Consider the following 21,014-nt stretch of genomic DNA (forward strand, 5'->3'; position numbering starts at 1 on the left):
GCTCGCCTCCTCATCCCGCCTCGGCCTGCCGGCCCGTACCGTCGTCGAGCACCACCTCGACCCCGGCACGCACCGGACCGTCCGGCGCGCCGGCGGCCGGCGGCACGGCGCGGCCCGCCGCCCCGCTGGCGGCCGGTGCCAACGGGGTGCGACCCGCCGCCGCCAGCGCGGCGGGGAGCACCCGGTCGACGTACTCGCAGAGCACGTGGGTGGAGACCAGGTGCAGCTCCTGGACGACCTGGCTGTCGGGGGAGGCGATGGCCAGGGTCTCGTGGCAGGCGTCGGCGAGGGGATTGGGGGTGGGGCCGGTGAACGCCCAGCAGCGCAGCCCGGCGTCGCGGCCGGCGTGGGCGGCGGCGACGAGGTTGACGCTGGCTCCGCTGGTCGACATGAGCAGCAGGATGTCGTCGGGCCGGCCGTGGGCGCGGACCTGCCGGGCGAAGACCTCGTCGTAGCCGTAGTCGTTGCCGATGGCGGTGAGCGCGCTGGTCTCGGCGTGCAGGGCGATGGCCGACAGCGGCTCGCGGTCGTCGCGCAGCTTGCCGACGAGTTCGGCGGTGAGGTGCTGCGCCTCGGCGGCGCTGCCACCGTTGCCGGCCACCAGCAGCCGGCCGCCGGCGGCCAGCCGGTGCGCCAGCTCCCCGCCCCAGCGGGCCAGCAGCTCCTCCGAGCGCCGGTAGGGCAGCAGCGCGGCGGCCAGGGCGGCCAGGTGCGCGTCGAGCACCGACGCGGCGGCGGGGCCGGCCGGGCCGGCGGAGCCGGTGGTGGGCCGGGCCGGGCGGGCGGCGGCCATCAGGCGACCACCCGGGTGGGCCGGCGCACGGCGGCCACCGCGCCGTACACCTCCGCCAGCCGCTGGGCGGTGGCCGCCCAGGAGTAGCTGCGCCGGGCCCGGTCGCGGGCCGCCCCGGCGTACGCGAACCGGCGGATCCGGTCGTCGAGCAGACCCCGGATCGCGGCGCCCAGCGCGCGCGGGTCCCGGGCCGGCACCAGGTCACCGGTGACCCCGTCGAGGACGGTGTCGGTCAGCCCGCCGACGGCCGTGCCGACCACGGGCACGCCGCAGGCCATGGCCTCCAGCGGGGTCAGCCCGAACGGCTCGTACCAGGGGGCGGCGACCAGCACGTCGGCGGAGCGGTACCAGCGGCCCATCTCCTCCCGGGGCACCGCCCCGACCAGGCGCACCCGGTCGGCGACGCCGCACTCGCGGGCCAGGGCCCGCAGCCGCCGGGCGTGCGGGTCGGTCTCCAGCAGCCCCTCGGGCGGGCCGCCCACCACCACGCACTCGGCGTTTGGCACCAGGGGCATCGCGCGGATCACGTCCTGGAAGCCCTTGCGTTCCACCAGCCGGCCGACGGTGAGGACGCGGGCCCGGCCCGGGTCCCGCCCGACGGCCGGGCCGAGCGGGGCGAACGTGGCGAGGTTGACCCCGGACGGGACCACGCTGATCCGGTCGCGGGGCACCCCGAGGCGGACCAGCTCGTTCACCTCGTCCTGGCACTGGGCCACGACCCGGTCGACGGCCCGGCCCAGTTCCCGCTCGTCGCGGATCCGGCCGGGCGGGCTGGTGTCCTGGGCGCCCTGGTGCCGCCGCTTCACGGTGCCGAGGGCGTGGTACGTCTGCACCACCGGCACGCCGGTGCGCCGGCCGGCGGCCAGCGCGGCCAGTCCGCTCATCCAGAAGTGGGCGTGAATCACCTCCGGCGTCCAGTCCCCGCCCCGCCACCGCTGGGCCAGCCAGCGGCCGAACGCCGGCATGTGCGGCAGCAGCGCGTCCTTGGCCATCGGCTCGGCCGGGCCGGCCGGCACGTGCACCACGTCGTACCCGTCGGGGGCGCGGACCGTCACCGGCAGGTCCACCGCGTCGCGGCGGGTGTAGACCCGCACGTCGTGACCGGCGGCGGCGAGCGCGGCGGAGAGCTCCGCGACATGCGTGTTCTGGCCGCCGGCGTCCTCGCCGCCGAGGACGGCGAGCGGGCTGGCGTGCTCCGAGATCATCGCGATGCGCATACTTCCTCCTCCAGCAGCCGGTCCCAGTCGGCGAGGAAACGCTCCAGCCCGTAGCGGTCCCGGGCGGCCTTGCGCGCCGCCGCGCCCGCCCGGGCGGCGGCCTCGGGGTCGTCGAGGAACCGGCGGGCGGCCCCCAGCAGGTCGTCGACGCGGGTGGAGAGCGCGCCGGCCTCGGGCGGGACGGCCACCACGGCCTCGGTGGTGGCGAGCGCGACGACCGGCATGCCGATGGTCATGGCCTCGATCAGGCTGAGCCCGAGGGAGGTCCACCGGCACAGGTGCAGGTACGCCCGCCGCCGGCCCAGCTCGGCGTGCATCCGCTCCTGCGGCACGTCGTCGTGGCTGGTGACCCGGTCGGCGGGCAGCCCGAGCCGGTCGGCCAGCCCGGTCACCCCCATGCCGAAGACGTCGAGGGGGGCCAGCTCGGCGAAGCGGGGCAGCAGGTCGGTGCCGGTGACCCGCCAGCGGCGTACCGGCTCGTTGATGACGACGGCGAGCCGGTCGAGTTCGCCGGTCCACTCGACGGCCGGGGCGACGACGCCGTGCTCGACGACGGCGGTGCGGGTGGCCCCGTTGTCCCAGAACAGTTCGTTGAACCCGGTGACGTGGGTGAGCAGCAGGTCGTCGCGGTCGGCCATCGGGTGGCGGGTGTCGGGCACGTCGCCCTTGGGGGTGTTGTGCTCGACGTAGATCGCCGGCACGTCCCGGCCGACCCGCCGGCCCAGCCAGTCGCAGGCCAGGTCGAACTCCTCGGGGCGCTGCAGGACGACCAGGTCGACGTCGGCCCGGCGCAGCTCCCCGGGGGTGACCTCGACGGCGTTGTCGGGCCACGGGTAGGTGCGGGCCCGGCCGAGGCCGTAGGGGCCCCGGTCGGGGGTGACGGGCACCAGGTAGCGGTGCCTGCCGTGCACGAAGGACGTGGTCCAGGAGCCGTGCACGTGCCAGACCAGGATGTTCATCGGCCGCTCCCGCCGCCGCCGGCCGGCACGGCCACCCGGTCCGCCGGGCCGGCCGCCGCACGGCCCGATCCGCCCGGTCCGTCGGACGCGCCGTGGTCGCCGGCCGGGCCGGCGGGCGTGCCGGCGTGCACGCCGAGCAGGCGCAACGCGTCGAGGACCGCGCCGGGGTCGATCCCGGCCAGGCAGGGGTGCCCGGGGACGGGGCAGGTGGCGGCACGGGTGTCGCGGCAGGCGGCCCCGGCGTCGCCGAGGCGCACGGTGGGCACCCGGTACGGCCCCCACTGCCCGTACGGGACGGTCGGGGCGAACAGGCTGACCACGGGCACGTCGAGCGCGGCGGCCAGGTGGGCGGGGCCGGTGTTGCCGACGACGAGCGCGGACGCGCCGGCGATGATGCCGGCGAGTTCGGCCAGGCCGGTGCGCCCGCCGAGGTCGACGCCGCCGGCGGCGGCCACCCGGGCGGTGAGTTCGCGTTCGCCGGGTCCCCCGGTGACCACGACCCGGTGGCCCGCCCCGGCGAGCGCGCGGACGATCCGGGCGGCCAGTTCGGGCGGGCAGGCCCGGGCGGTGGCCGTCGAGCCGGGGTGCAGCACGACGTACCCGGGCCGGTCGAGTCGCGGCGGCGGGGCCGGCACCGCGTCGCGGCGCAGGCGCAGCCGGGGCTGGTCGTCGCCGGGCAGGGCGTGGCCGGCGGCGGCGGCCAGCGACAGCGCCCGCTCCGGCTCGGGCACCCCCGCCGGCACCCGGTGGCGCACGTCGAGGAGGCTGCCCGGGTAGTCGTCGCTGATCGCGGCGATCCGGGGCACGCCGGCCAGGCGCAGCAGCAGCGCCAGCGGCAACGGCGACTGGTGGAAGCTCGTGAAGATCACCGCCTCGTCGGCGCCCACGGCCGCGAGGCGCCGCACCAGCCGGCGGGTCCGGTCCGGGTCCACGGGGCCCGGGTCCGGGTCGATCCACTCCAGGGGCCACTCGACGATCTCGTCGATGCCGGGCAGCAGCTCCGCCGCGGCCCGGCCGCGCGGCCCGCACAGCAGCACCACCCGCCGCGCGTGGGCGGCCACCGCCCGGATGCCCGGCCCGGTGACCAGCACGTCGCCGGCGGAGTCGCTGCGCACCACCAGCACGGTGCCCGCCGCGCGGGGCGGACCGGGGGCCACGGCGGCCTGCCGGCGCAGGATCTCGTCGACCGCCGCCGGCAGGGTGGGGCGTACGCACGGGGCGGCCGCCACCTCCTCGGGCCGGGTGACCGGCGTCGGCACCAGCACCCCGTGCGCCCCGGCGGCCAGCGCGGCGGCCATGTCCCGCCCGATGTCCCCCACCACCACGCAGCGCTGCGGCGTCGTGCCCAGCCGCGCCGCCGCCGCGTGGACCAGGCCCGGGGCGGGCTTGCGGCAGTCGCACCCGGCGTCGTCGTCGTGCGGGCAGACGTGCCAGGAGTCGAAGGGGCCCAGCAGCTCCTCGATGCGGGCGTGCACCCGGTCCAGCTGCCCCTCGGTGAAGCAGCCCCGGGCCAGCCCGGACTGGTTGGTCACCACGGCCAGCCGCAGGCCCGCGGCGCGCAGCCGGTCCAGGGCCTCCCGCGCGCCCGGCAGCGGGCGCACCTTGTCGGGGTCGCCGTTGTACGGCACGTCCTCCACCAGCGTGCCGTCGCGGTCCAGCAGCACCGCGTCGAACAGGACACCGCCGGACCCGCCCCGGCCAGGACCCGGGTCGACCCGGGCTGACCTGCGCTGATCCGGCTCCATCTGGTCCCGTCGCACGGGCGGCGGGTTCCCTGCGCCCCGGGGAGTAAACGTCGCCGGCGGCGCGGTGCCCGCCGCCGGGGGTGCGGCGACACCCGCCGCCCCGCCACTCCTCCGGTGCCGCGATACCCGCCGCCGCCGAGAAGCTAACCCTCCCGGCTCGTTAGGGGCCGGCGGGAGCGGGGTACGGGGGCGAAGTGGCGATTGTGGAGAAAGTGATCCAGGCACCCCCGCAGCAGGTGTTCGACGTGCTCGCCGACGGCTGGACGTACAGCGACTGGGTGGTGGGCACGGTGCACGTGCGCGACGTGGACGACGCCTGGCCCCGCGTCGGCACGCGGCTGCACCACAAGGCCGGGCCGTGGCCGTTCTCCCTCCAGGACGCCTCGACCGTGCTGGCCTGCGAGCCGCCGCACCGGCTGGTGCTGAAGGCGGGGCTGTGGCCGGCGGGCGAGGCGACCGTGGTCTTCACCCTGGAACCCGTCGGCGACGGTGCGACACGGGTGCGCATCGGCGAGGACTTCGCCGCCGGCCCGCTGCGCTGGGTCCGCACCAAGCTCAACGACCTGGTGCTGCACCAGCGCAACAAGGAGACGCTGCGCCGGCTGTCCGACATCGCGACCCGGCAGAAGGCGGACCGGTGACACGTGGGCCCCGCCCGCCGGCCCGGTTCCGGCGCGTCACCCGGCTCCCCGCCCTGCGCACGGCGTGTCGCACGCGCCGGACGGGGAGCCATTACGACATGGAACGGGCAACTGGCTACCCTCTCAGGTAAACCTGTCGGCAAACCGAGGATGTCCGTCATGATCGAACCCGTGCAGTTGCCCGCCCCCTGGCGGGACGCACGCCTGACCGTCGTGGTTCCCACCTACAACGAGGCGGGGAACCTCCCGGTCCTGGTCGAACGGCTCCTCGCGCTGCCGCTGCCGGGCCTGAAGGTGCTGGTCGCCGACGACAACTCCCCGGACGGGACGGGCGAGGTGGCCGACAAGCTGGCCATCGAGCACCCCGACCGGGTCCAGGTCGTGCACCGCGCCGGCAAGGAGGGCCTCGGCCGGGCGTACGTCGACGGGATCGGCCGGGCCCTCGACGGCGGCGCCGAATACGTGGCGCAGATGGACGCGGACCTGTCGCACCCGCCGGAGGCGCTGCCCGGCATGCTCGGCGCGCTGCTGTCCACGCAGGCGGGTGTCGTCATCGGTTCCCGGTACGTGCCGGGCGGGCAGCTCGACGAGGCGTGGCCGCTCTACCGTCGCGCGCTCAGCGGCTGGGCCAACCTGTACGTGCACACGCTGCTGCGGGTGCGCATCCGCGACCTCACGGCGGGCTTCAAGATCTGGCGGGCCGACGCGCTGCGCGACATCGGGCTGGAGCGGGTGCAGTCCAACGGCTACAGCTTCCAGGTGGAGATGCACTACCTGGCCACGAAGCTGGGGCACACGATCCTGGAGGTGCCGATCCGGTTCGAGGAGCGCCGCGAGGGCGCCTCGAAGATGACCACCGCCACCAAGATCGAGAGCGCGCTGATGCCGTTCAAGCTGCGCACCCGGCACCGCAACATCGAGGGCTGACGCGCCGGGGGGCGCTCAGCGGTAGACCGCCCGGTGCGCCGCGCCGATCACGCCCGCGTACAGGCCGCCGGTGAGCGCCCGGTCGCGGGCCAGCGCGGCCCGGGCGGCGTTCGCGCCCGGCGCGCCGTGCACCCCGCCGCCCGGGTGCGCGGAGGCGCTGGCCAGATACAACCGGTCCACCGGGGTGTCCGCGCGGCCCAGGCCGGGGATCGGCCGCAGGAAGAGCTGCTGGTACGCCGCCGCGGTGCCGCCGCCCAGCGCCCCGCCGACCAGGCTCGGGTCGCCCCGCTCCAGGTCGGCCGGGCCGGCGACGTGCCGGCCGAGGATGCGGGCGCGGAACCCCGGGGCGGCGGCCTCCAGCACGTCCTCCATCCGCGCGACGTGCGCGGCGACGTCCTCGGCCCGCCAGTCGCGCCGGAACGGCAGGTGGGTGTACGCCCACAGCGACTCGGTGCCGGGCGGGGAGTGGCTCGGGTCGGCGACGCTCATCTGCCCCACCAGCAGGAACGGGTCGCGGGGCACCTGGCCCCGGGCCAGCTCGGCGGAGTACGTCGTCAGCCCGTCGAGGTCCGCGCCGAGGTGCACGGTGCCGGCCCCGGCCACCGCCGGGTTGGTCCACGGCACCGGCCCGGACAGCGCCCAGTCGACCTTGAGCGTGGAGCCGTCCCAGCGGAAGTGCGCCAGGTCCTCCACGAGCCGGGGCGGCAGCGCCGCCGCGCCGACCAGGTCGAGGTAGAGGGCGGGGGCGGGGACGTCAGCGAGGACGGCCCGCCGGGCTCGCCAGGCCCGGCCGTCGACGGTGCGTACCCCCATCGCCCGGCCCCGGGCGGTGAGCACCCGGTCGACGCGCGCGTCGTGGACGATCCGGCCGCCGCGCGCGGTGAGCCGGTCGACCAGCGCGTCGGTGATCCGCTGCGCCCCGCCGACGGGCACCGGCCAGCCGACCTGCTGCCCGAGCATGGCCAGCAGCCAGCCGTAGACGCCGGAGCCGGCCTCCTCCGGTGACAGGTCGGTGTGCAGGGCGCAGCCGGCCAGCAGCAGTGTGCCGCCCTCGCCGTCGAACAGCTCCGCGCCGAGCTTGCGCACGGGCACGACGAGCCGGCGGGCCAGCCGCAGCGCCCCGCCGACCCGCAGCCGGCGCAGCAGGCCGACGCCGCCGCGCACCGGCGGGAAGGGGGTGGTGATGGTCGCCAGCATCGGCCCGGCCACGTCGAGCCAGTCGGCGTACGCGTGCCGCCAGCGCTCCCCGTCGGCGGGCGCGAACGCGGCCAGCGAGGCGGCGGTGGCGTCGAGGTCCCGGTTGAGCACGGCCGCCCGCCCGTCGGGCAGCAGGTGGGCCAGCACGTCGGGGGCGTGGGTCCAGCGCAGCCCGTGCCGGTCGAGGTCGAGGCCGGCGAGCACCGGGGAGGCGTACCCGAGGGGGTAGAAGGAGCTGTAGAGGTCGCTCAGGTAGCCGGGGACGGTCACCTCGGCGGAGCGCACCGCCCCGCCGGGCGCGCCGGTCGCCTCGAGCACCAGCACGTCCCAGCCGGCGTCGGCCAGCAGGTTGGCGGCCACCAGGCCGTTGTGGCCCGCGCCGACGACGACCGCGTCGGCGCTCTCCGGGCCGGTCGGCCCGCCGGACGCGGCGGCGGTGGGGATGCCGGTCGAGGTCATCCGACCCGCCTACCCGGGGCCACTCGCGGCGAAACGCGTTTGCCGCGCCGGGGCCGGGGGATGCACCGCCGCATGTACACGGTTGCGCAGCTCATCGGTGGGGTGTGGGGTGCCGGCGGCGCGGGGGGCGAGCTGGTCGTCCACGATCCGGCCGACGGCCGCCCGGTCAGCACGGTGCCGGTGGCGACGGCGGACGAGGTCGGCAAGGCGGTGGAGGCCGCGCGGGGCGTCGCGCCCGGGTGGGCGGCGACGGACCCGGCGGAGCGGGCCGCCGCGCTGCACCGGGCCGCCGACGCGGTGCAGGCCGCGGCGCAGGAGCTGGCGGCGGCGGTGACGGCGGAGATGGGCAAGCCCGTCGCGGACGCCCGGGGCGGCGTCGAGGCGGGCGTCGGCACCCTGCGACAGTACGCCGAGCTGGCCCCGGTGCGGGGCGGGCGCACGCTGCTCGGTGGCGCGGAGTCGATCGACTTCATGGCGCCGCAGCCGCGCGGCGTGGTCGCGGCGATCACGCCGTGGAACGACCCGGTGGCGGTCTCCTGCGGGCTGCTCGGCGCGGCCCTGGTGACCGGCAACGCGGTGCTGTACAAGCCGAGCGAGCGCACCCCGGCGACGGGGTGGCTGCTGGCCCGCGCGCTGGACGAGATCCTGCCGCCGGGGGTGTTGTCGCTGCTCACCGGCGGCGCGGAGGTCGGCGCGGCCCTGGCCGGCGGCGACGTGGACGTGGTGGCGCACGTGGGCTCGACGGCCACCGGCCGCCGGATCGCCGCGGCGGCGGCCCGCACCGGGGCGAAGGTGCTGCTGGAGAACGGTGGCAGCGACCCGCTCGTCGTCGACGCCGGGGTCGACCCGGTCTGGGCGGCGGAGCAGGCGGCGCTGGGAGCGTTCGCCAACGCGGGGCAGATCTGCGTGGCGGTGGAGCGGATCTACGTGCACCGGGACGTGGCGGAGGACTTCGTCGACGCGCTGGTGCGGCGGGCCGGGGCGCTGCGGGTCGGGCCGGGGCGGGACCCGGCCACGGAGCTGGGGCCGCTGGTCGACCGGCGGCACCGCGACCACGTGCACGGGCAGGTGACGGCGGCGGTGGCCGGCGGGGCGCGGCTGCGCGCCGGCGGGGTGCTGCCGGACGGGCCGGGGGCGTTCTACCCGGCGACGGTGGTCGTCGACTGCCGGCACGAGATGACGCTGGTGCGCGAAGAGACGTTCGGCCCGGTCGCCCCGGTGGTGGTGGTCGACTCGTTCAGCGAGGCGCTGCGGTGCGCGGCCGACTCGCCGTACGGGCTGGCGGCGACGGTGCTCACCGGCTCGATGAGTCACGCCCAGCGGGCCTGGCGGGAGCTGCCGGTCGGCACCGTGAAGGTCAACGCCGTGTTCGGCGGCGCGCCGGGCGGGGCGGCGCAGCCGCGCCGGGGCAGCGGCCAGGGCTTCGGCTACGGCCCGGAGCTGCTGGACGAGTTCACCGCCACGAAGGCCGTGCACATCGAGGCGCCGGGCGGCGGCCACTGGTGAGCGTACGGCGTGGGGCCCGGGACCGTGCGGCCCCGGGCCCCGCGTTGTCGTGGCCGGTCAGCGGCCCCCGCGCGCCTTGCGGGTGGCGTTGTTGTTCGCCTTCTCGATGGCCTTGACCAGTTCCGGCTTCGTCATCCGGGACCGGCCGGGCACGTCCAGCTTGCGGGCCACCGCCATCAGGTGGTCCTTGGTGGCGTTGGCGTCGACGCCGCCCGCCGTGGGGGCGCGGCGCGCCGGCCCGCCGCCGGCGGCCTGCTGGTCGCTGGGCCCCTTGCGGCCCTTCGGCTCCCAGTGGTCGCCGACCTTCTCGAACTCGTGCTTGACGGCGGCGAAGGCGGTGCGGTGCGCCCGCTCCCCCTCGCCGTACGTCTCCACCGCCGAGTCGTGCGTCTTCTCCCAGGTGCGCTGCGCCTTCTCCGGGGAGCGCCGCAGCGTGCTGGGCAGTACCTCGCGCCCGGGCATGTCGTCCTCCTCCGCGTCGACTGCTTCCCGATTGACCGTTCCCCCCGGCCGCCTGGGCAAACCGCCGGCCCGCGCGGCGGAGCGCCCCGCCCCGTGTCGGGTTTGTCGATTTCCGGCGCTGGGTACGGGCGGGGCCAGGCGAGCGCCGGGTGCCGGTCACCCCGCCGCCCGGGACGCAGGGGGCGGTCATGGCAGCGACGACGGAACCGGACACGGCGGTCCTCGACGACGGGCGGGCACGGCGGCCCCGCCGGGTACGCCAGCTCAGCTGGCCCACCTGGCGGGGGGTGCTGGTGCGCAGCGGCCGGAACTTCGTCAAGGACAACTGCGCGGACTGGGCCGCCGCGCTCACCTACTACGGGGTGCTCGCCCTGTTCCCGTCGACGATCGTGGTGGTCGCCCTGGTCGGGCTGGTCTCCGACGGCGAGCGGACGGTCGACACGGTGATCGACCTGGCCCGGGACGTCGGGGCCGGGTCGGTGGTCGGCAACGAGGGGTTCGTCAGCGTGGTGCGGGGCGTGGTCGACCAGAGCGGCGGCGCGAAGACGCTGCTCAGCTTCGGTCTGCTCGGCGCGCTGTGGTCGGCGTCGGGGTTCATCGGCGCGTTCACCCGGGCGTCCAACGCCATCTACGGGGTGCAGGAGGGGCGGCCGGTGTGGAAGCTGCGCCCGTTGCAGATCGGGCTGGCCGCCGTGACCATGCTGCTGCTGGCCGTGGTGGCCACCGGGCTCATCGTCAGCGGCCCGGTCGCCGACGCGGTGGGCGACCTGCTGGGCGCGGGCGGGCTGGCCCGCACGGTGTGGGGCGTGGCGAAGTGGCCGGTGCTGGCCATGGTGATGATGGTGCTGCTGTCGCTGCTGTTCTGGATCGCCCCGAACGTGCGCCAGCCCCGGTTCCGCTGGCTCACCCCGGGCGGCGCGGTCGCCCTGGTCTCCTGGGCGCTGGCCTCGTTCGGTTTCGGCCTGTACGTGGCGAACTTCGGCTCGTACGACGTGACGTACGGCAGCCTCGGCGCGGTGATCGCGTTCCTGGTCTGGCTCTACCTGTCCAACTCGGCGCTGATGCTGGGCGTGCAGATCAACGCCGAGCTGCAGCGGGGCCGGGCGTTGCAGGCCGGCGAGCCGGACCCGGAGGAGCCGGTGCTGCCGCCGCGCAGCCCTGCCGGTCCGTGACGGCCAGCGCCCCGCCGACCGGTGCCGGGTCACGTCGGCCGGGCGGCCGTGTCGGTTTACCGGCCTCCGCCCCGGGTAGCGCAGAAGGCATGGAACGTGGCAGCAGCAAGCACAGCCCGAGGGTCGACGAGCAGATGAGCCAGGAGGTCAGCGGCCTGGTCCAGGGCCCCGGCGCCGGCGGCTCGCGGGTGGACGAGTTCCGCCAGCCCGAGCCGGCCGGCGAGGACCAGCCGGAGGCCACCACGGCCCCGGCTGGCGAGCTGCGCACCGGTTCCCCGCAGGGGATGAGCTCCACCGACGTGGAGCAGCGCAGCCGGCTCGGACGGTTCATCACGATGACCGCCCTGCCCGGCGACCGGGAGGCGCTCGTCGCCAACGCGCGCGACAACGACGCGCCGGAGGACCTGGTCGCCGCCCTGGAGGGGCTGCCGCCGGGCACCCGCTACCAGACGGTTTCCGAGGTGTGGGCCGCCCTCGGCCACAGGAACGAGACGACGCGTTGGTGAGGGGGACCGTCCCCCGGCCCGCCCCGCGCCCGCGCACTGAGGAGGATTGCTGATGAGTGGCGTCACCGAGCACGTGGACGTGTCCGTCCCGATCCGGACCGCGTACGACCAGTGGACGCAGTTCGAGGAGTTCCCGCACTTCATGGAGGGGGTGCAGGAGGTCCGGCAGCTCAACGACACGAAGACCCACTGGACGGTGGAGATCGCCGGGGTCAAGCGCGAGTTCGACGCCGAGATCACCGAGCAGCTGCCCGACGAGCGGGTGGCCTGGCGTTCCACCGGCGGCACCCAGCAGGCCGGGGTGGTGACCTTCCACCGCCTCGACGAGGCCAACACGCGGGTGACCCTCCAGTTGGAGTTCGAGCCGCACGGCGTGGTGGAGCAGGCCGGCGACAAGCTCGGCGTCGTCGACCGCCGGGCCAAGGGCGACCTGGAACGGTTCAAGCAGTTCATCGAGCGGCGCGGCCAGGAGACCGGCGCCTGGCGCGGCAGCGTCGACCGTCCCCAGCCCTGACCTTTCCCCCGCACGAGCTGACCTTGGCCGCCGGCATCCGGCGGCCATCGTCGCGCCCGGGGCCGTTTGCGATCACCGGCCCCGGGTACCGCGAAGGGCATGACGGACAACGACAGCCACGTGTGGCGCGACGAGCAGCGGCTCCCGTTGGAGGAGCTGGACCGGGCGCTGGCCCGGTCGACCCTCGACGGGCAGGCCGACGACGTGACCGGCAACGACGCCGGGGAGGAGGCCGCGTTCGGGCACGGCCCGGAGGCGGTGGACCGGGGCGCGTCGCCGGCCGGCCGGGAGCGGGAGCGCACCGACGCGGAGCGGGCGTACCGGCCGTCGACCACGGGACGGACCGGCCCCGACACGATGTGACGGCCGCCCGCCGCCCCGCCGGTGGCGGTCAGGGCCGGCGGGACGCGACGGCGTGCAGGGTGGTCAGGGCCGCGGCGAGGACCACCAGCGCCGGCCCGAGGGCTTCGACCGAGGTGTACGCGACCAGCGCGCCGATGCCGCTGGGCACCAGCGCCCCGCCCAGCCCGGCCGCCGCGATCTGCACGCCGATGGTCCGGTCGGCGTGCGCGGCGCCGACCCGCTCGGCGGTGCCCAGGGTGAGCAGCGGGAACACGGGCGCGGCGGCGAAGCCCAGCACCAGCAGGCCGGCCACGGCCACCCAGGCCGGCGCGGGCAGGGCGATCAGCACCGCGCCGGCGACCATGCCGAGCAGGCTGGCGCGCAGCACCCGCCCGGTGCCGAGGCGCTCGGCGACGAAGCCCTGCACCACCCGCCCCAGGAACAGGCTCCCCCAATACCCGGAGACGCAGACGCCGGCCACCCCGGCGGCCAGCCCCCGCCCCTCGGTGAGCAGCAGGAACGCCCACAGGCCGGCGGCGATCTCGATGGCGACGTACACGGCGAACGCGAGGGAGCCCAGCCAGACGGCCGGCAGGCGCAGCGTGTCGCGTACCCGGACGGGGTCGGTGGTGGGCAGCGGGGCCGGGCCGGCGGCGGACGGGGCCGGGGCGGACCGGTCGGCCCAGGCCCGCACGGTGAGGGCGAAGGCGGTGCCGAGGGCGAGCTGGGCGGCGGCGACGATGCCGTAGCCCCAGCGCCAGGAGAGGCCGGCGCTGAGCACCGCGGTCATGATCAGTGGGCCGATGGCGACGCCGAGGCCGAAGAAGGCGTGCATCCAGTTCATGTGGCGGGGGCCGAACGCATTGGCCGCGTACGCGTTGAGCCCGGAGTCGATCGCCCCCGAGCCGAGCCCGAGCAGCAGCGCGCAGCCGGTCGTGACGGCGAGCCCCGGGCTGGACGCGTACCCGGTGAGCGCGAGGCTGGCCAGCAGGGTGCTGCCGGCGAGCAGCCGGCCGACGCCGAGCCGGGCCAGGGAGAAGCCGGCCAGCACGCTGGCGGTGAGGTATCCGGTGGTCCCGGCCGTCAGCATCAAGCCGACGGCCTCGGTGGGCACCTCGAAATCCGCCCGCATGGACGGCCAGCCGACGCCGAGCAGTCCGTCGGGCAGGCCGAGGCTGACGAAGGCGAGGTAGGCGAGCAGGAGCAGGGCGGGACGGGGCGAGGCGGGGGTGGACACGATCGACCATCCTGCCTCACCCCGGCGGGGGCAACCAACGACTTCCCGCGCCTCCCCCGAAACGCCAAAAAGTGCGGTACGTCCGGCCGGAAACCCGGACAGGTCATCCAGAATCGTCCGATCGGGTGACGGCGATCCCGGCGCGTCGCGCAAGACTTTCCGAATGCAACAGGGCTCCGGCTTCCTCACCGTTCGTCAGCGTCGCCTCGCCTGGCTCGGCTTCCTCCTCGCCGCCGTCCAGGCGCCGGTCGCCGCCAAGTTCGCCACCGACGACTCGTGGCTGTTCAGCCTCTGCGTCGCCCTGATGGTCGCCACAGTGATCATCGCCGACGACGCCTCCCGGCGTCGCCCGGCGAACGCGCGCTCCTCCGACTAGCGCGGCGGCGACGCGCCGGCCCGCTCGCCGGACCACCAGGTCGGTCACCGAAGGTGACGGCGGCGGCAGCAACACCGCGGACCGGTCGGCACCTCACGCTGGGTCACACCCAATCCAGCCTGCGCCACCAGTGCCCCGCCCTTTGCTCTGCACCCACCCACGCAACACCCGGGACTAGCTGGGGATGTCCGAAACCCCGCCGGGCGAGGGCCGCCGCGTGCGGTTGCGCTGAGTAAACCGTTGCGTATCCGGGTGCAGAGCAAAGGGGTTCACCGGGCCGCGGCGACCCCACCCTTGGAGACACGCAGGGTGACGGCTCGGCGGGCGTACACGAGCGCAGGCCGCAGGCGGACGGCCCGCTGCCGCGCCCCGCGCCGGGCCGCGCCGGGCCGCCGCCGGGCGAGCGCCGCCGGGCCCGGGGTCCGTCGCCGGCCCGGTGTCCGCGTCACTCGCCGGCCGGGCGCGCCTCGTGGCCGGGGCGGCCCCGGGTGCGCCGCCGCTCCTTCATCTCCGCCTCGTACAGGTGCCGCCGGCCGGCGACCAGCTCGTCGCGGGCCTGCCGGTCGAGGTCCCGGAACAACGCGTAGTAGCCGTCGTCGAAGTCCTCGACGATCTGGAAGGTCCACCGGCCCGCGATCACGTTGCGCCCGAGCAGGTCGGTGGCGATCCGGTCGGCGATCGCGTCGTGCCCGGCGGCGCGGAACTTCTCGACGGCGTCGTCGAGCATCAGGTCCGCGTGGCCGACGAGCTGGTGCAGCGTGTAGAGGTGCCCGCGCGCCCGCTCGACGGTCTCCAGCGCCTCGCTGAGCTTGCCGAGCGCCTCGACGGTGTCGTCGCCGACCCCGGCGGGGCGGCGGTGCCGCTCGTCGGGCTGGTCCTGCTGTCCCATTGCGTCCCTCCACGGTGCCGGTCGCGCCGGTGTCGACCCGTTCTCCCTTCTGCCCCGCGCCGGCCGGGTCAATCCCGGCGGCCGGGGTGCCGGCCGACCGGTGGAGGACCCGGGACCGGCCGAGCGGCGGAGGCGCGCGTGGTTACCGGCCGGTTAACCTCGGTCCTCATGCGTGTGCCGTCGAACCGGGCCCCGGGCCGCTCCGCCGTGGACTCCGCCAGCTCAGCCCTCGCCGTGCTGACGGTCTCGATCGGCACCGCCGGGCTCGCCGCCGCCGCCACGTGCCCAGGGCTGCTGGCCGAGGTCGACCAGCACGCCGCCGCCGTCCGGGACGCCCTGGGCGGCGACCGCCGGCCGCTGACCCCCGCCGCGCTCGCCGGCTACGCCGAGGGCGTCCGCGACGCGGCGCGCGAGCACGGCTGGCAGCCGCCCACCCGCTCAACGGACTTCGCCGAAGCCGACTGGCTGCTCACCCGCCTGCTCGCGGTCTGCGCCCTGGCCCGTTCCCTGGACGCCCGACCGGCCCCGCTGCCGACGCTCTGACCACACCCGGGACGCGGGCCGCAGCCGAGAACGGAGGGGACCCGTGCGGGCCCCCTCCGTCTCGTGCCACCCCCGGTCAGCTACCCGGGCGGCCGAACTGCTGGGTCTCGTCGCCCGGCACGTTGCCGGAGCGGTACGTCCCCTGCCCCCCGCGGGCGCCGGTCATCGACCCCTCGGGCATGGCCCGGGCGCGCTCGGCACCCCGGTCGGCCATCCGCCGCTCGACGTCGCCCCGGCCGGTGGCCTGCGCCTGGCGGTGCTCCCGCAGCGCCCGGGATTCCTCGGCGGCCCGGTCGAGCCACCCCTCCCAGCGGTTCTGCATCGGCCGCACCAGGCCGCCGCCGACGCCGACGATCAGGATGCCGGCCACCGTGGCGAGCACCGCGATCAGCACCGGCGTGGTGACCGTGGTGGCGATGCCCACCTGGTTGAGCGCGGCGATGACACCGAGCGCCAGGATGAAGATCGCCGTCACGTCGGCCAGCACCCGGCCGTAGGACAGGCCGCCCAGGAAGCCGGTGACCAGGTCCCGCACCGCGGTGGCGATCGCGGCGGCCACCACCACGATGACGATGGCGATGAACGCCCGGGGTAGCCACGAGACCACGCCCCGGATCAGGTCGCTGATCGCGTTCGGCCCCCACACCCCGAAGGCGAACTGCAGGGTGAACAGCAGCACGGCGTAGTACGCCAGTTTCGCCAGGATGTCGCTGGCGTCGTACTTGGTGCGTTCCAGCGCGCGCCGGATCCCACCCCGTTCGACCGCACGGTCGAACCCCACCCGTTCCAGTGCCGCGTCCACAATCTTGAGGACCGCTTTGGCGATGAGCCACCCCACCACGAGGATCACGATGAACGCGATCGCCCTCGGGACGAAGAGCAGCACCGACCTCCACATATCGGTCAGGGCCGTACCGATGTCTACCTGCCCGACCGCGAGGGTTTTCTGCATGGTGTCCCTCCTGTCGCATGGACTTCGGCGCGCGCATACCCGCCTCGGTGCGCCGCACGCCGCGCGACGCGTACCGAATTTCCCGACATCGCCACCCAGAGCGGCCCTGACCTGCGCTGACGGGCACCGGCTTCCGGCCCCGGGCGGCCGCTCGACGCGGGTCGGCCCCGCGATCGGGCCGTGGGCGGGGCGCTCCGGCTAGGCTGCGGACATGCCAGGCACGGTCGGGCGAGTCCCCACGCCAGCAACGCCCGCCGCGGAGGCGTCCGCCTCCGACGCCGCGGGCGTCGTCACCGGCCGCTCCCGGGCCGCGACGACTGCCGGCCCGCCCCAGCACTGGGACCCGTTGGTACGCGGCGCGGCCGAGCTGATCCTCGCCTCGCCGGTGCCGATGGCGCTGGCCCTCGGCGAGGACCTCCTGCTGTTCTACAACGACGCGTACGCGACGCTCATCGGCGACCGCCACCCCGGCGCGGCGGGCCGGCCGGCCGGCGAGGTCTTCGCCGACGTGTGGGGCGAGCCGGGTGTCGGCGACGCGTTCGAGCGCGCCTACCGGCAGGGCGAGTCGTCGCTGGAGCGGGAGGCGGTGCTCCCGTACGACCGGCAGCACCCCGACGCCCGGGGGCAGGCGGTGTTCACCCGGGGCCACTCCCCGGTGCGCGACAGCGCGGGGCGGATCGTCGGGGTGTTGACCGTGACCGCCGAGACCAGCCAGGTCACCGAGCAGTTGCAGAGCCTCAGCGACGTGGCCGCCGCGCTGGCCGGCACGCTCACCCTGGACGACGTGGCCCGGGTTTCCCTGCGTTACCTGCTCACCGCGTTCGACACCGACCGGGTCACCTTCGGCGTCGACGACGGGGCGGGGTGGCGCACGGTGCGGCGGGTCCGCGGCGAACTGCTGGACGAGGCCGACGAGCGGCTGCCCCCGCTGTGGCGGCGCTCGTCGGCCGACTCCACCGGGCCGCTGATCGTCGCCGCGCGCAGCGGGGTCGCCCAGTTCGTCTCCGACGGGCAGCCGCTGCGGGACATCGCGGTGGACCGGCACGACCAGAAGGTGCGGGCCCTGGCCGCCCAGCCGTTGCGCACGTCGGCGCTGCGCGGCGGGCTCACCGTCGGATACCACGCGGCGCGCGCCTGGTCGGCCGCCGAGCGGGCCCTGCTGGCTGCCTCGGCCGAGCTGATCGGCCAGGCCGCCGAGCGCGCCCGCCGGTTCGAGACCCAGCACGGCACCGCCCAGCTGCTGCAACGCAGCATGCTGCCGGAGCACCTGCCGGACCTGCCCCGGCTGCGGATCGCCGCCCGCTACGACGCCGGTGTCGACGGCAACGCCGCCGGTGGCGACTTCTACGACGCGTTCCTGCTGCCCAGCGGCGAGCTGGGCGTCGTCCTCGGCGACGTGGCGGGGCACGACGTGCAGGCGGCGGCCCGGATGGGCCAGGTCCGCGCGGCGCTGCGCGCGCTGGCCCTGACCGACCCCCGGCCCGACGCCGTGCTCGCCGGGCTGGACCGCCTCGTGGGCAGCCTCGGCGCCGAGACGGGCAGCCAGGAGCTGTTCGTGACGGTGGTGTTCGGGGTGGTCGACGCGCAGCGGGAGCGGCTCACGCTGGCCAGCGCCGGGCACCCCGCGCCGCTGGTGCGCCGGGGCGGGCCCGGCGGGGAGCCCGTGGCGGAATACCTGGACGTGCCGCCCGGCGCCCCGCTCGGGCTGGGCTGCGCCCCGCGCACCACCACGGTCCGCTTCGCCCCCGGCGACACCCTGCTGCTGTTCAGCGACGGCGTGGTCGAGCGGCGGCGGCAGAGCCTCGTCGCGGGGCTGGACAGCCTGGCCGCCGCCGTGGCGGGGGCGGCCAGCGGCGATCCCCGGGCGCTGTGCGCGGTGGCGACGGCGGCCGTCGCCGGGGCCACGGAGGACGACGTGGCGGTGCTGGCCGTGGAGCACGCGCTGATCCCCAGCCGTTCGGCGAGCATGGAGGTGCCGGCGGAGCCGACCGCGCCGAGCCGGGTGCGGCACTGGATGACCGCCCAGCTCACCGACTGGCAGGTGCCCGAGGCGGTGGTCGGCGCCGCGGTGCTGTGCACCAGCGAGCTGACGACCAACGCGCTGCTGCACGCCGGCACCGCCGCCCGCGTCGAGATCGACCTCAGCCCGGAGCGGCTGTTGGTGTCGGTGGCCGACTCGGGCACCCGGGGCACCGTGACCCGGGCCCGCACCGACACGTTGAGCAGCCGGGGCCGGGGGCTCGGCCTGATCGAGCAGCTCAGCGACGCCTGGGGCACCGACCCGACGGTCCGTGGCTCGACGGTCTGGTTCGAGATCCTCATCCCGGCCGGGCAACGGGACGTCCCGGCCGGGTAGGGCGGGCCCCGACCGGGTAGGAGGGCACGCATGGCCACCGACAATCAGCGCGGCGTCCTCTTCGACGTCGACGGCACCCTGGTCGACACCACCTATCTGCACACGGTGAGCTGGTGGGAGGCGCTGCGGCAGGCCGACCAGCCGGTGCCGATGGCGACCATCCACCGCGCCATCGGGATGGGCTCCGACAAGCTCCTGGACCACCTGCTCGGCCCGGAACGGGACCGCGCCGCCGACGGGAAGCTGCGCGACGCCCACGACAGCCTCTACGGCGAGTACTGGGAGCGGCTGGTCCCGCTGCCCCGCGCCGCCGACCTGGTGCGCGCCTGCGCCGCCCGGGGGCTGCGGGTGGTGCTCGCCACCTCGGCCGCCGCGCACGAGGTGGGGGCGCTGCGCCGGGCGCTGGACGCCGACGACGCGATCACGACGGTCACCTGCGCGGCGGACGCCGAGCAGAGCAAGCCCGCGCCGGACATCCTGGTGGCCGCGCTGGAGCAGTCCGGCCTCGACGCGTCCCGGGTGGTCTTCGTCGGCGACTCGGTCTGGGACGTCGCCGCCGCCGGCAAGCTGGACATCCCGTGCGTGGGGCTGACCTGCGGCGGGACCAGCCGGGGCGAGCTGGCCGGGGCGGGCGCGGTGGCCGTCTACGACGACCCGGCCGCCCTGCTGGAGGCCCTGGCGGACTCCCCGCTCGCGGCACCGCGCTGACCGCCGCGAGCGGGGAGCGCGGCACCGCGCGGGGCTGCCCCCCGGGGGGTGCCCAGCGGTCAGCCCTGGCGCGGCGCGACGCATCGATTGCGGCGGGCACGCTTACGGCGGCCGTCCACGGGGCAAGGTCCGTCACCACTCGCCCGCATCTCGCGGACGGGGCGGAAGGGTGGTGCCGTGGAGCCGGTAGACGTCGCGTTCGCGGTGGTGGGGCTGGGTGCCCTGCTCGCCGGGATCCTCCCCCGGGTGCTGGAGCGCCGGCCCCTGTCGATGCCGATCGCGTTCCTCGGCCTGGGCATGCTGATCTTCATCCTGCCGACCGGGCTGCCCGACCCGGATCCGCTGGAGCACTCCGAGATCGCCACCCACCTCACCGAGATCGGCGTGATCGTGGCCCTGATGGGCGCCGGGCTGAAGATCGACCGCCCGCTGAGCTGGGCCAGATGGTCGTCCACCTGGCGGCTGCTGGCGATCGCGATGCCGCTGTGCATCGCGGCGGTGGCGCTGCTGGGCTGGTGGTGGGCGGGGCTGGTGCCGGCCGCCGCGCTGCTGCTCGGCGCGGCGCTCGCCCCGACCGACCCGGTGCTCGCCTCCGACGTGCAGGTCGGCGAGCCGACCGACGTGGAGGACTCCGAGGACGAGGTGCGGTTCGCGCTGACCAGCGAGGCCGGCCTCAACGACGGCCTGGCCTTCCCCTTCGTGTACGCGGCCATCGCCATCGCCACCGCCGGGCTCGCCCCGCGCGAGTGGTTCGTCGACTGGTTCACCGTTGACGTGCTCTACAAGCTGGCCGTCGGCGTCGGCGGGGGCCTGGCGGTCGGCTGGCTGCTCGGCAAGCTGTTCTTCCGGGCCCCGAGTCAGTTGCGGCTGGCCCGCCACGCCGAGGGGTTCCTGGCGCTGGCCGCGACGTTCCTGGCGTACGGGCTGGTGGAGGTCGTGGGCGGCTACGGCTTCCTGGCCGTGTTCGTGGCGGCGCGGGCGATCCGGGCGGCCGAGCGCACCCACGAGTTCCACTCGGTGCTGCACGACTTCGCCGAGCAGGTCGAGCGGCTGCTGACGGTCCTGTTGCTGCTGTTGTTCGGCGGCGCGGTGGTCGGCGGGCTGCTCGCCCCGCTGACCTGGCCGGCGGCGTTGGTCGGGCTGGCGCTGGTCTTCGTGGTCCGGCCGCTGGTCGCCTGGTTGTCGCTGCGCGGCGCGCCGGGCCGGCCGGCGGAGCACTGGGTGATCTCCCTGTTCGGCATCCGGGGCGTGGGCTCGTTCTACTACCTGGCGTACGCGACGACGAAGGCCGACTTCCCGCAGGCGGAGCTGCTGTGGGCGACGGTCGGCCTGGTGGTGATCGTGTCGGTGGTGGTGCACGGGGTGGCCGCCACCCCGGTCATGCAGCTCCTCGACCACGAAGGCGAACGCACCGGCTCCCCCACCTCCCGCGATCTTGCACTTACGGCCCGGGAATAACGGGCATAAGCCCCGCTCCAGGGGCCGCAACTGCAAGATCGCCGGGGGTGGGTGG

20 protein-coding genes and 1 pseudogene are annotated in these 21,014 nt (G+C 76.1%); 12 read left to right on the forward strand and 9 right to left on the reverse strand.

All coding sequences use genetic code 11. The features are described 5' to 3' along the window. Nucleotides 1–10: 10 nt before the first annotated feature. From LPA42_RS03680 to LPA42_RS03695, 4 genes and pseudogenes are all read right to left on the reverse strand, one after another. Entirely contained in the window at nucleotides 11–793 is a 783-nt protein-coding gene (locus tag LPA42_RS03680) for an SIS domain-containing protein (protein WP_077937219.1), read from the reverse strand. Further along, complete coding sequence (locus LPA42_RS03685; protein WP_077937218.1) at nucleotides 793–2,010, reverse strand: glycosyltransferase; 1,218 nt, start codon at nucleotides 2,008–2,010, stop codon at nucleotides 793–795. The genes LPA42_RS03680 and LPA42_RS03685 overlap by 1 nt, the downstream gene beginning before the upstream one ends. Continuing rightward, nucleotides 1,995–2,969 (reverse strand): glycosyltransferase, encoded by a 975-nt coding sequence (locus LPA42_RS03690; protein WP_077937217.1) that lies wholly within the window; start codon nucleotides 2,967–2,969, stop codon nucleotides 1,995–1,997. Before LPA42_RS03690 ends, LPA42_RS03685 begins: the two co-directional genes overlap by 16 nt. A 128-nt stretch (nucleotides 2,970–3,097) precedes the next feature. Next, a pseudogene (locus tag LPA42_RS03695) lies at nucleotides 3,098–4,714 on the reverse strand (HAD-IIIA family hydrolase); the annotation flags it as partial. 203 nt (nucleotides 4,715–4,917) lie between these two features. Here LPA42_RS03695 and LPA42_RS03700 point away from each other — a divergent pair. Together LPA42_RS03700 and LPA42_RS03705 are read left to right on the forward strand one after the other, a co-directional pair. Further along, nucleotides 4,918–5,355: an SRPBCC family protein gene (locus LPA42_RS03700; protein ID WP_308291143.1), complete on the forward strand. Its 438-nt coding sequence runs from the start codon at nucleotides 4,918–4,920 to the stop codon at nucleotides 5,353–5,355. A 159-nt stretch (nucleotides 5,356–5,514) separates the two neighbouring features. Further along, nucleotides 5,515–6,282 (forward strand): polyprenol monophosphomannose synthase, encoded by a 768-nt coding sequence (locus tag LPA42_RS03705; protein ID WP_077937215.1) that lies wholly within the window; start codon nucleotides 5,515–5,517, stop codon nucleotides 6,280–6,282. Nucleotides 6,283–6,297: 15 nt separating this feature from the next. Here LPA42_RS03705 and LPA42_RS03710 read toward each other — a convergent pair whose 3' ends face one another. Then, complete coding sequence (locus tag LPA42_RS03710; protein ID WP_077937214.1) at nucleotides 6,298–7,938, reverse strand: NAD(P)/FAD-dependent oxidoreductase; 1,641 nt, start codon at nucleotides 7,936–7,938, stop codon at nucleotides 6,298–6,300. Nucleotides 7,939–8,010: 72 nt separating this feature from the next. On the opposite strand from LPA42_RS03710, the gene LPA42_RS03715 reads away from it, so the two are divergent. Next, nucleotides 8,011–9,444 (forward strand): aldehyde dehydrogenase, encoded by a 1,434-nt coding sequence (locus LPA42_RS03715; protein ID WP_077937213.1) that lies wholly within the window; start codon nucleotides 8,011–8,013, stop codon nucleotides 9,442–9,444. A 57-nt stretch (nucleotides 9,445–9,501) separates the two neighbouring features. Here the strand turns inward: LPA42_RS03715 and LPA42_RS03720 are convergent, their stop codons facing one another. Continuing rightward, nucleotides 9,502–9,906 carry a ChaB family protein gene (locus LPA42_RS03720; protein ID WP_043962878.1) on the reverse strand — a complete coding sequence of 135 codons (405 nt, stop codon included), beginning with the start codon at nucleotides 9,904–9,906 and terminating at the stop codon, nucleotides 9,502–9,504. Between the two features lie 188 nt (nucleotides 9,907–10,094). On the opposite strand from LPA42_RS03720, the gene LPA42_RS03725 reads away from it, so the two are divergent. The 4 genes from LPA42_RS03725 (at nucleotide 10,095) to LPA42_RS03740 (ending at nucleotide 12,461) form a co-directional block, all read left to right on the forward strand. Then, the gene (locus LPA42_RS03725; protein ID WP_077937222.1) at nucleotides 10,095–11,078 is read left to right on the forward strand and encodes a YihY/virulence factor BrkB family protein; all 984 of its coding nucleotides are present in this window, start codon (nucleotides 10,095–10,097) and stop codon (nucleotides 11,076–11,078) included. An 89-nt stretch (nucleotides 11,079–11,167) separates the two neighbouring features. Further along, nucleotides 11,168–11,584 (forward strand): DUF2795 domain-containing protein, encoded by a 417-nt coding sequence (locus LPA42_RS03730; protein WP_077937212.1) that lies wholly within the window; start codon nucleotides 11,168–11,170, stop codon nucleotides 11,582–11,584. Between the two features lie 52 nt (nucleotides 11,585–11,636). Further along, a complete protein-coding gene (locus LPA42_RS03735; RefSeq protein ID WP_077937211.1) occupies nucleotides 11,637–12,098 on the forward strand; it encodes an SRPBCC family protein in 462 nt (153 codons plus the stop codon). A 99-nt stretch (nucleotides 12,099–12,197) separates the two neighbouring features. Continuing rightward, a complete protein-coding gene (locus LPA42_RS03740) occupies nucleotides 12,198–12,461 on the forward strand; it encodes a hypothetical protein (RefSeq protein WP_043962875.1) in 264 nt (87 codons plus the stop codon). 28 nt (nucleotides 12,462–12,489) lie between these two features. Here LPA42_RS03740 and LPA42_RS03745 read toward each other — a convergent pair whose 3' ends face one another. Continuing rightward, nucleotides 12,490–13,677 carry a sugar MFS transporter gene (locus LPA42_RS03745; protein ID WP_228986317.1) on the reverse strand — a complete coding sequence of 396 codons (1,188 nt, stop codon included), beginning with the start codon at nucleotides 13,675–13,677 and terminating at the stop codon, nucleotides 12,490–12,492. Between the two features lie 163 nt (nucleotides 13,678–13,840). Between LPA42_RS03745 and LPA42_RS03750 the strand changes: the two genes are divergently transcribed. Further along, nucleotides 13,841–14,053: a hypothetical protein gene (locus tag LPA42_RS03750; RefSeq protein ID WP_043962874.1), complete on the forward strand. Its 213-nt coding sequence runs from the start codon at nucleotides 13,841–13,843 to the stop codon at nucleotides 14,051–14,053. A 445-nt stretch (nucleotides 14,054–14,498) separates the two neighbouring features. Here LPA42_RS03750 and LPA42_RS03755 read toward each other — a convergent pair whose 3' ends face one another. After that, the gene (locus LPA42_RS03755) at nucleotides 14,499–14,942 is read right to left on the reverse strand and encodes a hypothetical protein (RefSeq protein WP_077937209.1); all 444 of its coding nucleotides are present in this window, start codon (nucleotides 14,940–14,942) and stop codon (nucleotides 14,499–14,501) included. A gap of 168 nt (nucleotides 14,943–15,110) precedes the next feature. Between LPA42_RS03755 and LPA42_RS03760 the strand changes: the two genes are divergently transcribed. After that, nucleotides 15,111–15,485 carry a DUF6401 family natural product biosynthesis protein gene (locus tag LPA42_RS03760; RefSeq protein ID WP_077937208.1) on the forward strand — a complete coding sequence of 125 codons (375 nt, stop codon included), beginning with the start codon at nucleotides 15,111–15,113 and terminating at the stop codon, nucleotides 15,483–15,485. A 76-nt stretch (nucleotides 15,486–15,561) separates the two neighbouring features. On the opposite strand, the gene LPA42_RS03765 is transcribed toward LPA42_RS03760, so the two are convergent. Continuing rightward, the gene (locus LPA42_RS03765) at nucleotides 15,562–16,437 is read right to left on the reverse strand and encodes a hypothetical protein (RefSeq protein ID WP_077937207.1); all 876 of its coding nucleotides are present in this window, start codon (nucleotides 16,435–16,437) and stop codon (nucleotides 15,562–15,564) included. 211 nt (nucleotides 16,438–16,648) lie between these two features. Here LPA42_RS03765 and LPA42_RS03770 point away from each other — a divergent pair, with 211 nt between their 5' ends. The 3 genes from LPA42_RS03770 to LPA42_RS03780 all read left to right on the forward strand — a co-directional run bounded on the left by LPA42_RS03770 (nucleotide 16,649) and on the right by LPA42_RS03780 (nucleotide 20,959). Further along, complete coding sequence (locus tag LPA42_RS03770) at nucleotides 16,649–18,793, forward strand: SpoIIE family protein phosphatase (RefSeq protein ID WP_077937206.1); 2,145 nt, start codon at nucleotides 16,649–16,651, stop codon at nucleotides 18,791–18,793. 30 nt (nucleotides 18,794–18,823) lie between these two features. Further along, nucleotides 18,824–19,501, forward strand: coding sequence for an HAD family hydrolase (locus LPA42_RS03775; RefSeq protein ID WP_077937205.1), 678 nt, complete (start codon nucleotides 18,824–18,826; stop codon nucleotides 19,499–19,501). 177 nt (nucleotides 19,502–19,678) lie between these two features. Further along, the gene (locus LPA42_RS03780; RefSeq protein ID WP_077937204.1) at nucleotides 19,679–20,959 is read left to right on the forward strand and encodes a sodium:proton antiporter; all 1,281 of its coding nucleotides are present in this window, start codon (nucleotides 19,679–19,681) and stop codon (nucleotides 20,957–20,959) included. Nucleotides 20,960–21,014 lie beyond the last annotated feature (55 nt).

The sequence above is a fragment of the Micromonospora sp. DH13 genome (assembly GCF_020873825.1).
GTDB lineage: Bacteria > Actinomycetota > Actinomycetes > Mycobacteriales > Micromonosporaceae > Micromonospora > Micromonospora haikouensis.

Coding starts and splice junctions, on each gene's coding strand:
- LPA42_RS03680 (WP_077937219.1), bottom strand. CDS start 793: ATGGCCGCCGCCCGCCCGGCCCGGCCCACCACCGGCTCCGCCGGCCCG.
- LPA42_RS03685 (WP_077937218.1), bottom strand. CDS start 2,010: ATGCGCATCGCGATGATCTCGGAGCACGCCAGCCCGCTCGCCGTCCTC.
- LPA42_RS03690 (WP_077937217.1), bottom strand. CDS start 2,969: ATGAACATCCTGGTCTGGCACGTGCACGGCTCCTGGACCACGTCCTTC.
- LPA42_RS03705 (WP_077937215.1), top strand. CDS start 5,515: ATGATCGAACCCGTGCAGTTGCCCGCCCCCTGGCGGGACGCACGCCTG.
- LPA42_RS03710 (WP_077937214.1), bottom strand. CDS start 7,938: ATGACCTCGACCGGCATCCCCACCGCCGCCGCGTCCGGCGGGCCGACC.
- LPA42_RS03715 (WP_077937213.1), top strand. CDS start 8,011: ATGTACACGGTTGCGCAGCTCATCGGTGGGGTGTGGGGTGCCGGCGGC.
- LPA42_RS03720 (WP_043962878.1), bottom strand. CDS start 9,906: ATGCCCGGGCGCGAGGTACTGCCCAGCACGCTGCGGCGCTCCCCGGAG.
- LPA42_RS03725 (WP_077937222.1), top strand. CDS start 10,095: ATGGCAGCGACGACGGAACCGGACACGGCGGTCCTCGACGACGGGCGG.
- LPA42_RS03730 (WP_077937212.1), top strand. CDS start 11,168: ATGGAACGTGGCAGCAGCAAGCACAGCCCGAGGGTCGACGAGCAGATG.
- LPA42_RS03735 (WP_077937211.1), top strand. CDS start 11,637: ATGAGTGGCGTCACCGAGCACGTGGACGTGTCCGTCCCGATCCGGACC.
- LPA42_RS03740 (WP_043962875.1), top strand. CDS start 12,198: ATGACGGACAACGACAGCCACGTGTGGCGCGACGAGCAGCGGCTCCCG.
- LPA42_RS03750 (WP_043962874.1), top strand. CDS start 13,841: ATGCAACAGGGCTCCGGCTTCCTCACCGTTCGTCAGCGTCGCCTCGCC.
- LPA42_RS03755 (WP_077937209.1), bottom strand. CDS start 14,942: ATGGGACAGCAGGACCAGCCCGACGAGCGGCACCGCCGCCCCGCCGGG.
- LPA42_RS03760 (WP_077937208.1), top strand. CDS start 15,111: ATGCGTGTGCCGTCGAACCGGGCCCCGGGCCGCTCCGCCGTGGACTCC.
- LPA42_RS03765 (WP_077937207.1), bottom strand. CDS start 16,437: ATGCAGAAAACCCTCGCGGTCGGGCAGGTAGACATCGGTACGGCCCTG.
- LPA42_RS03770 (WP_077937206.1), top strand. CDS start 16,649: ATGCCAGGCACGGTCGGGCGAGTCCCCACGCCAGCAACGCCCGCCGCG.
- LPA42_RS03775 (WP_077937205.1), top strand. CDS start 18,824: ATGGCCACCGACAATCAGCGCGGCGTCCTCTTCGACGTCGACGGCACC.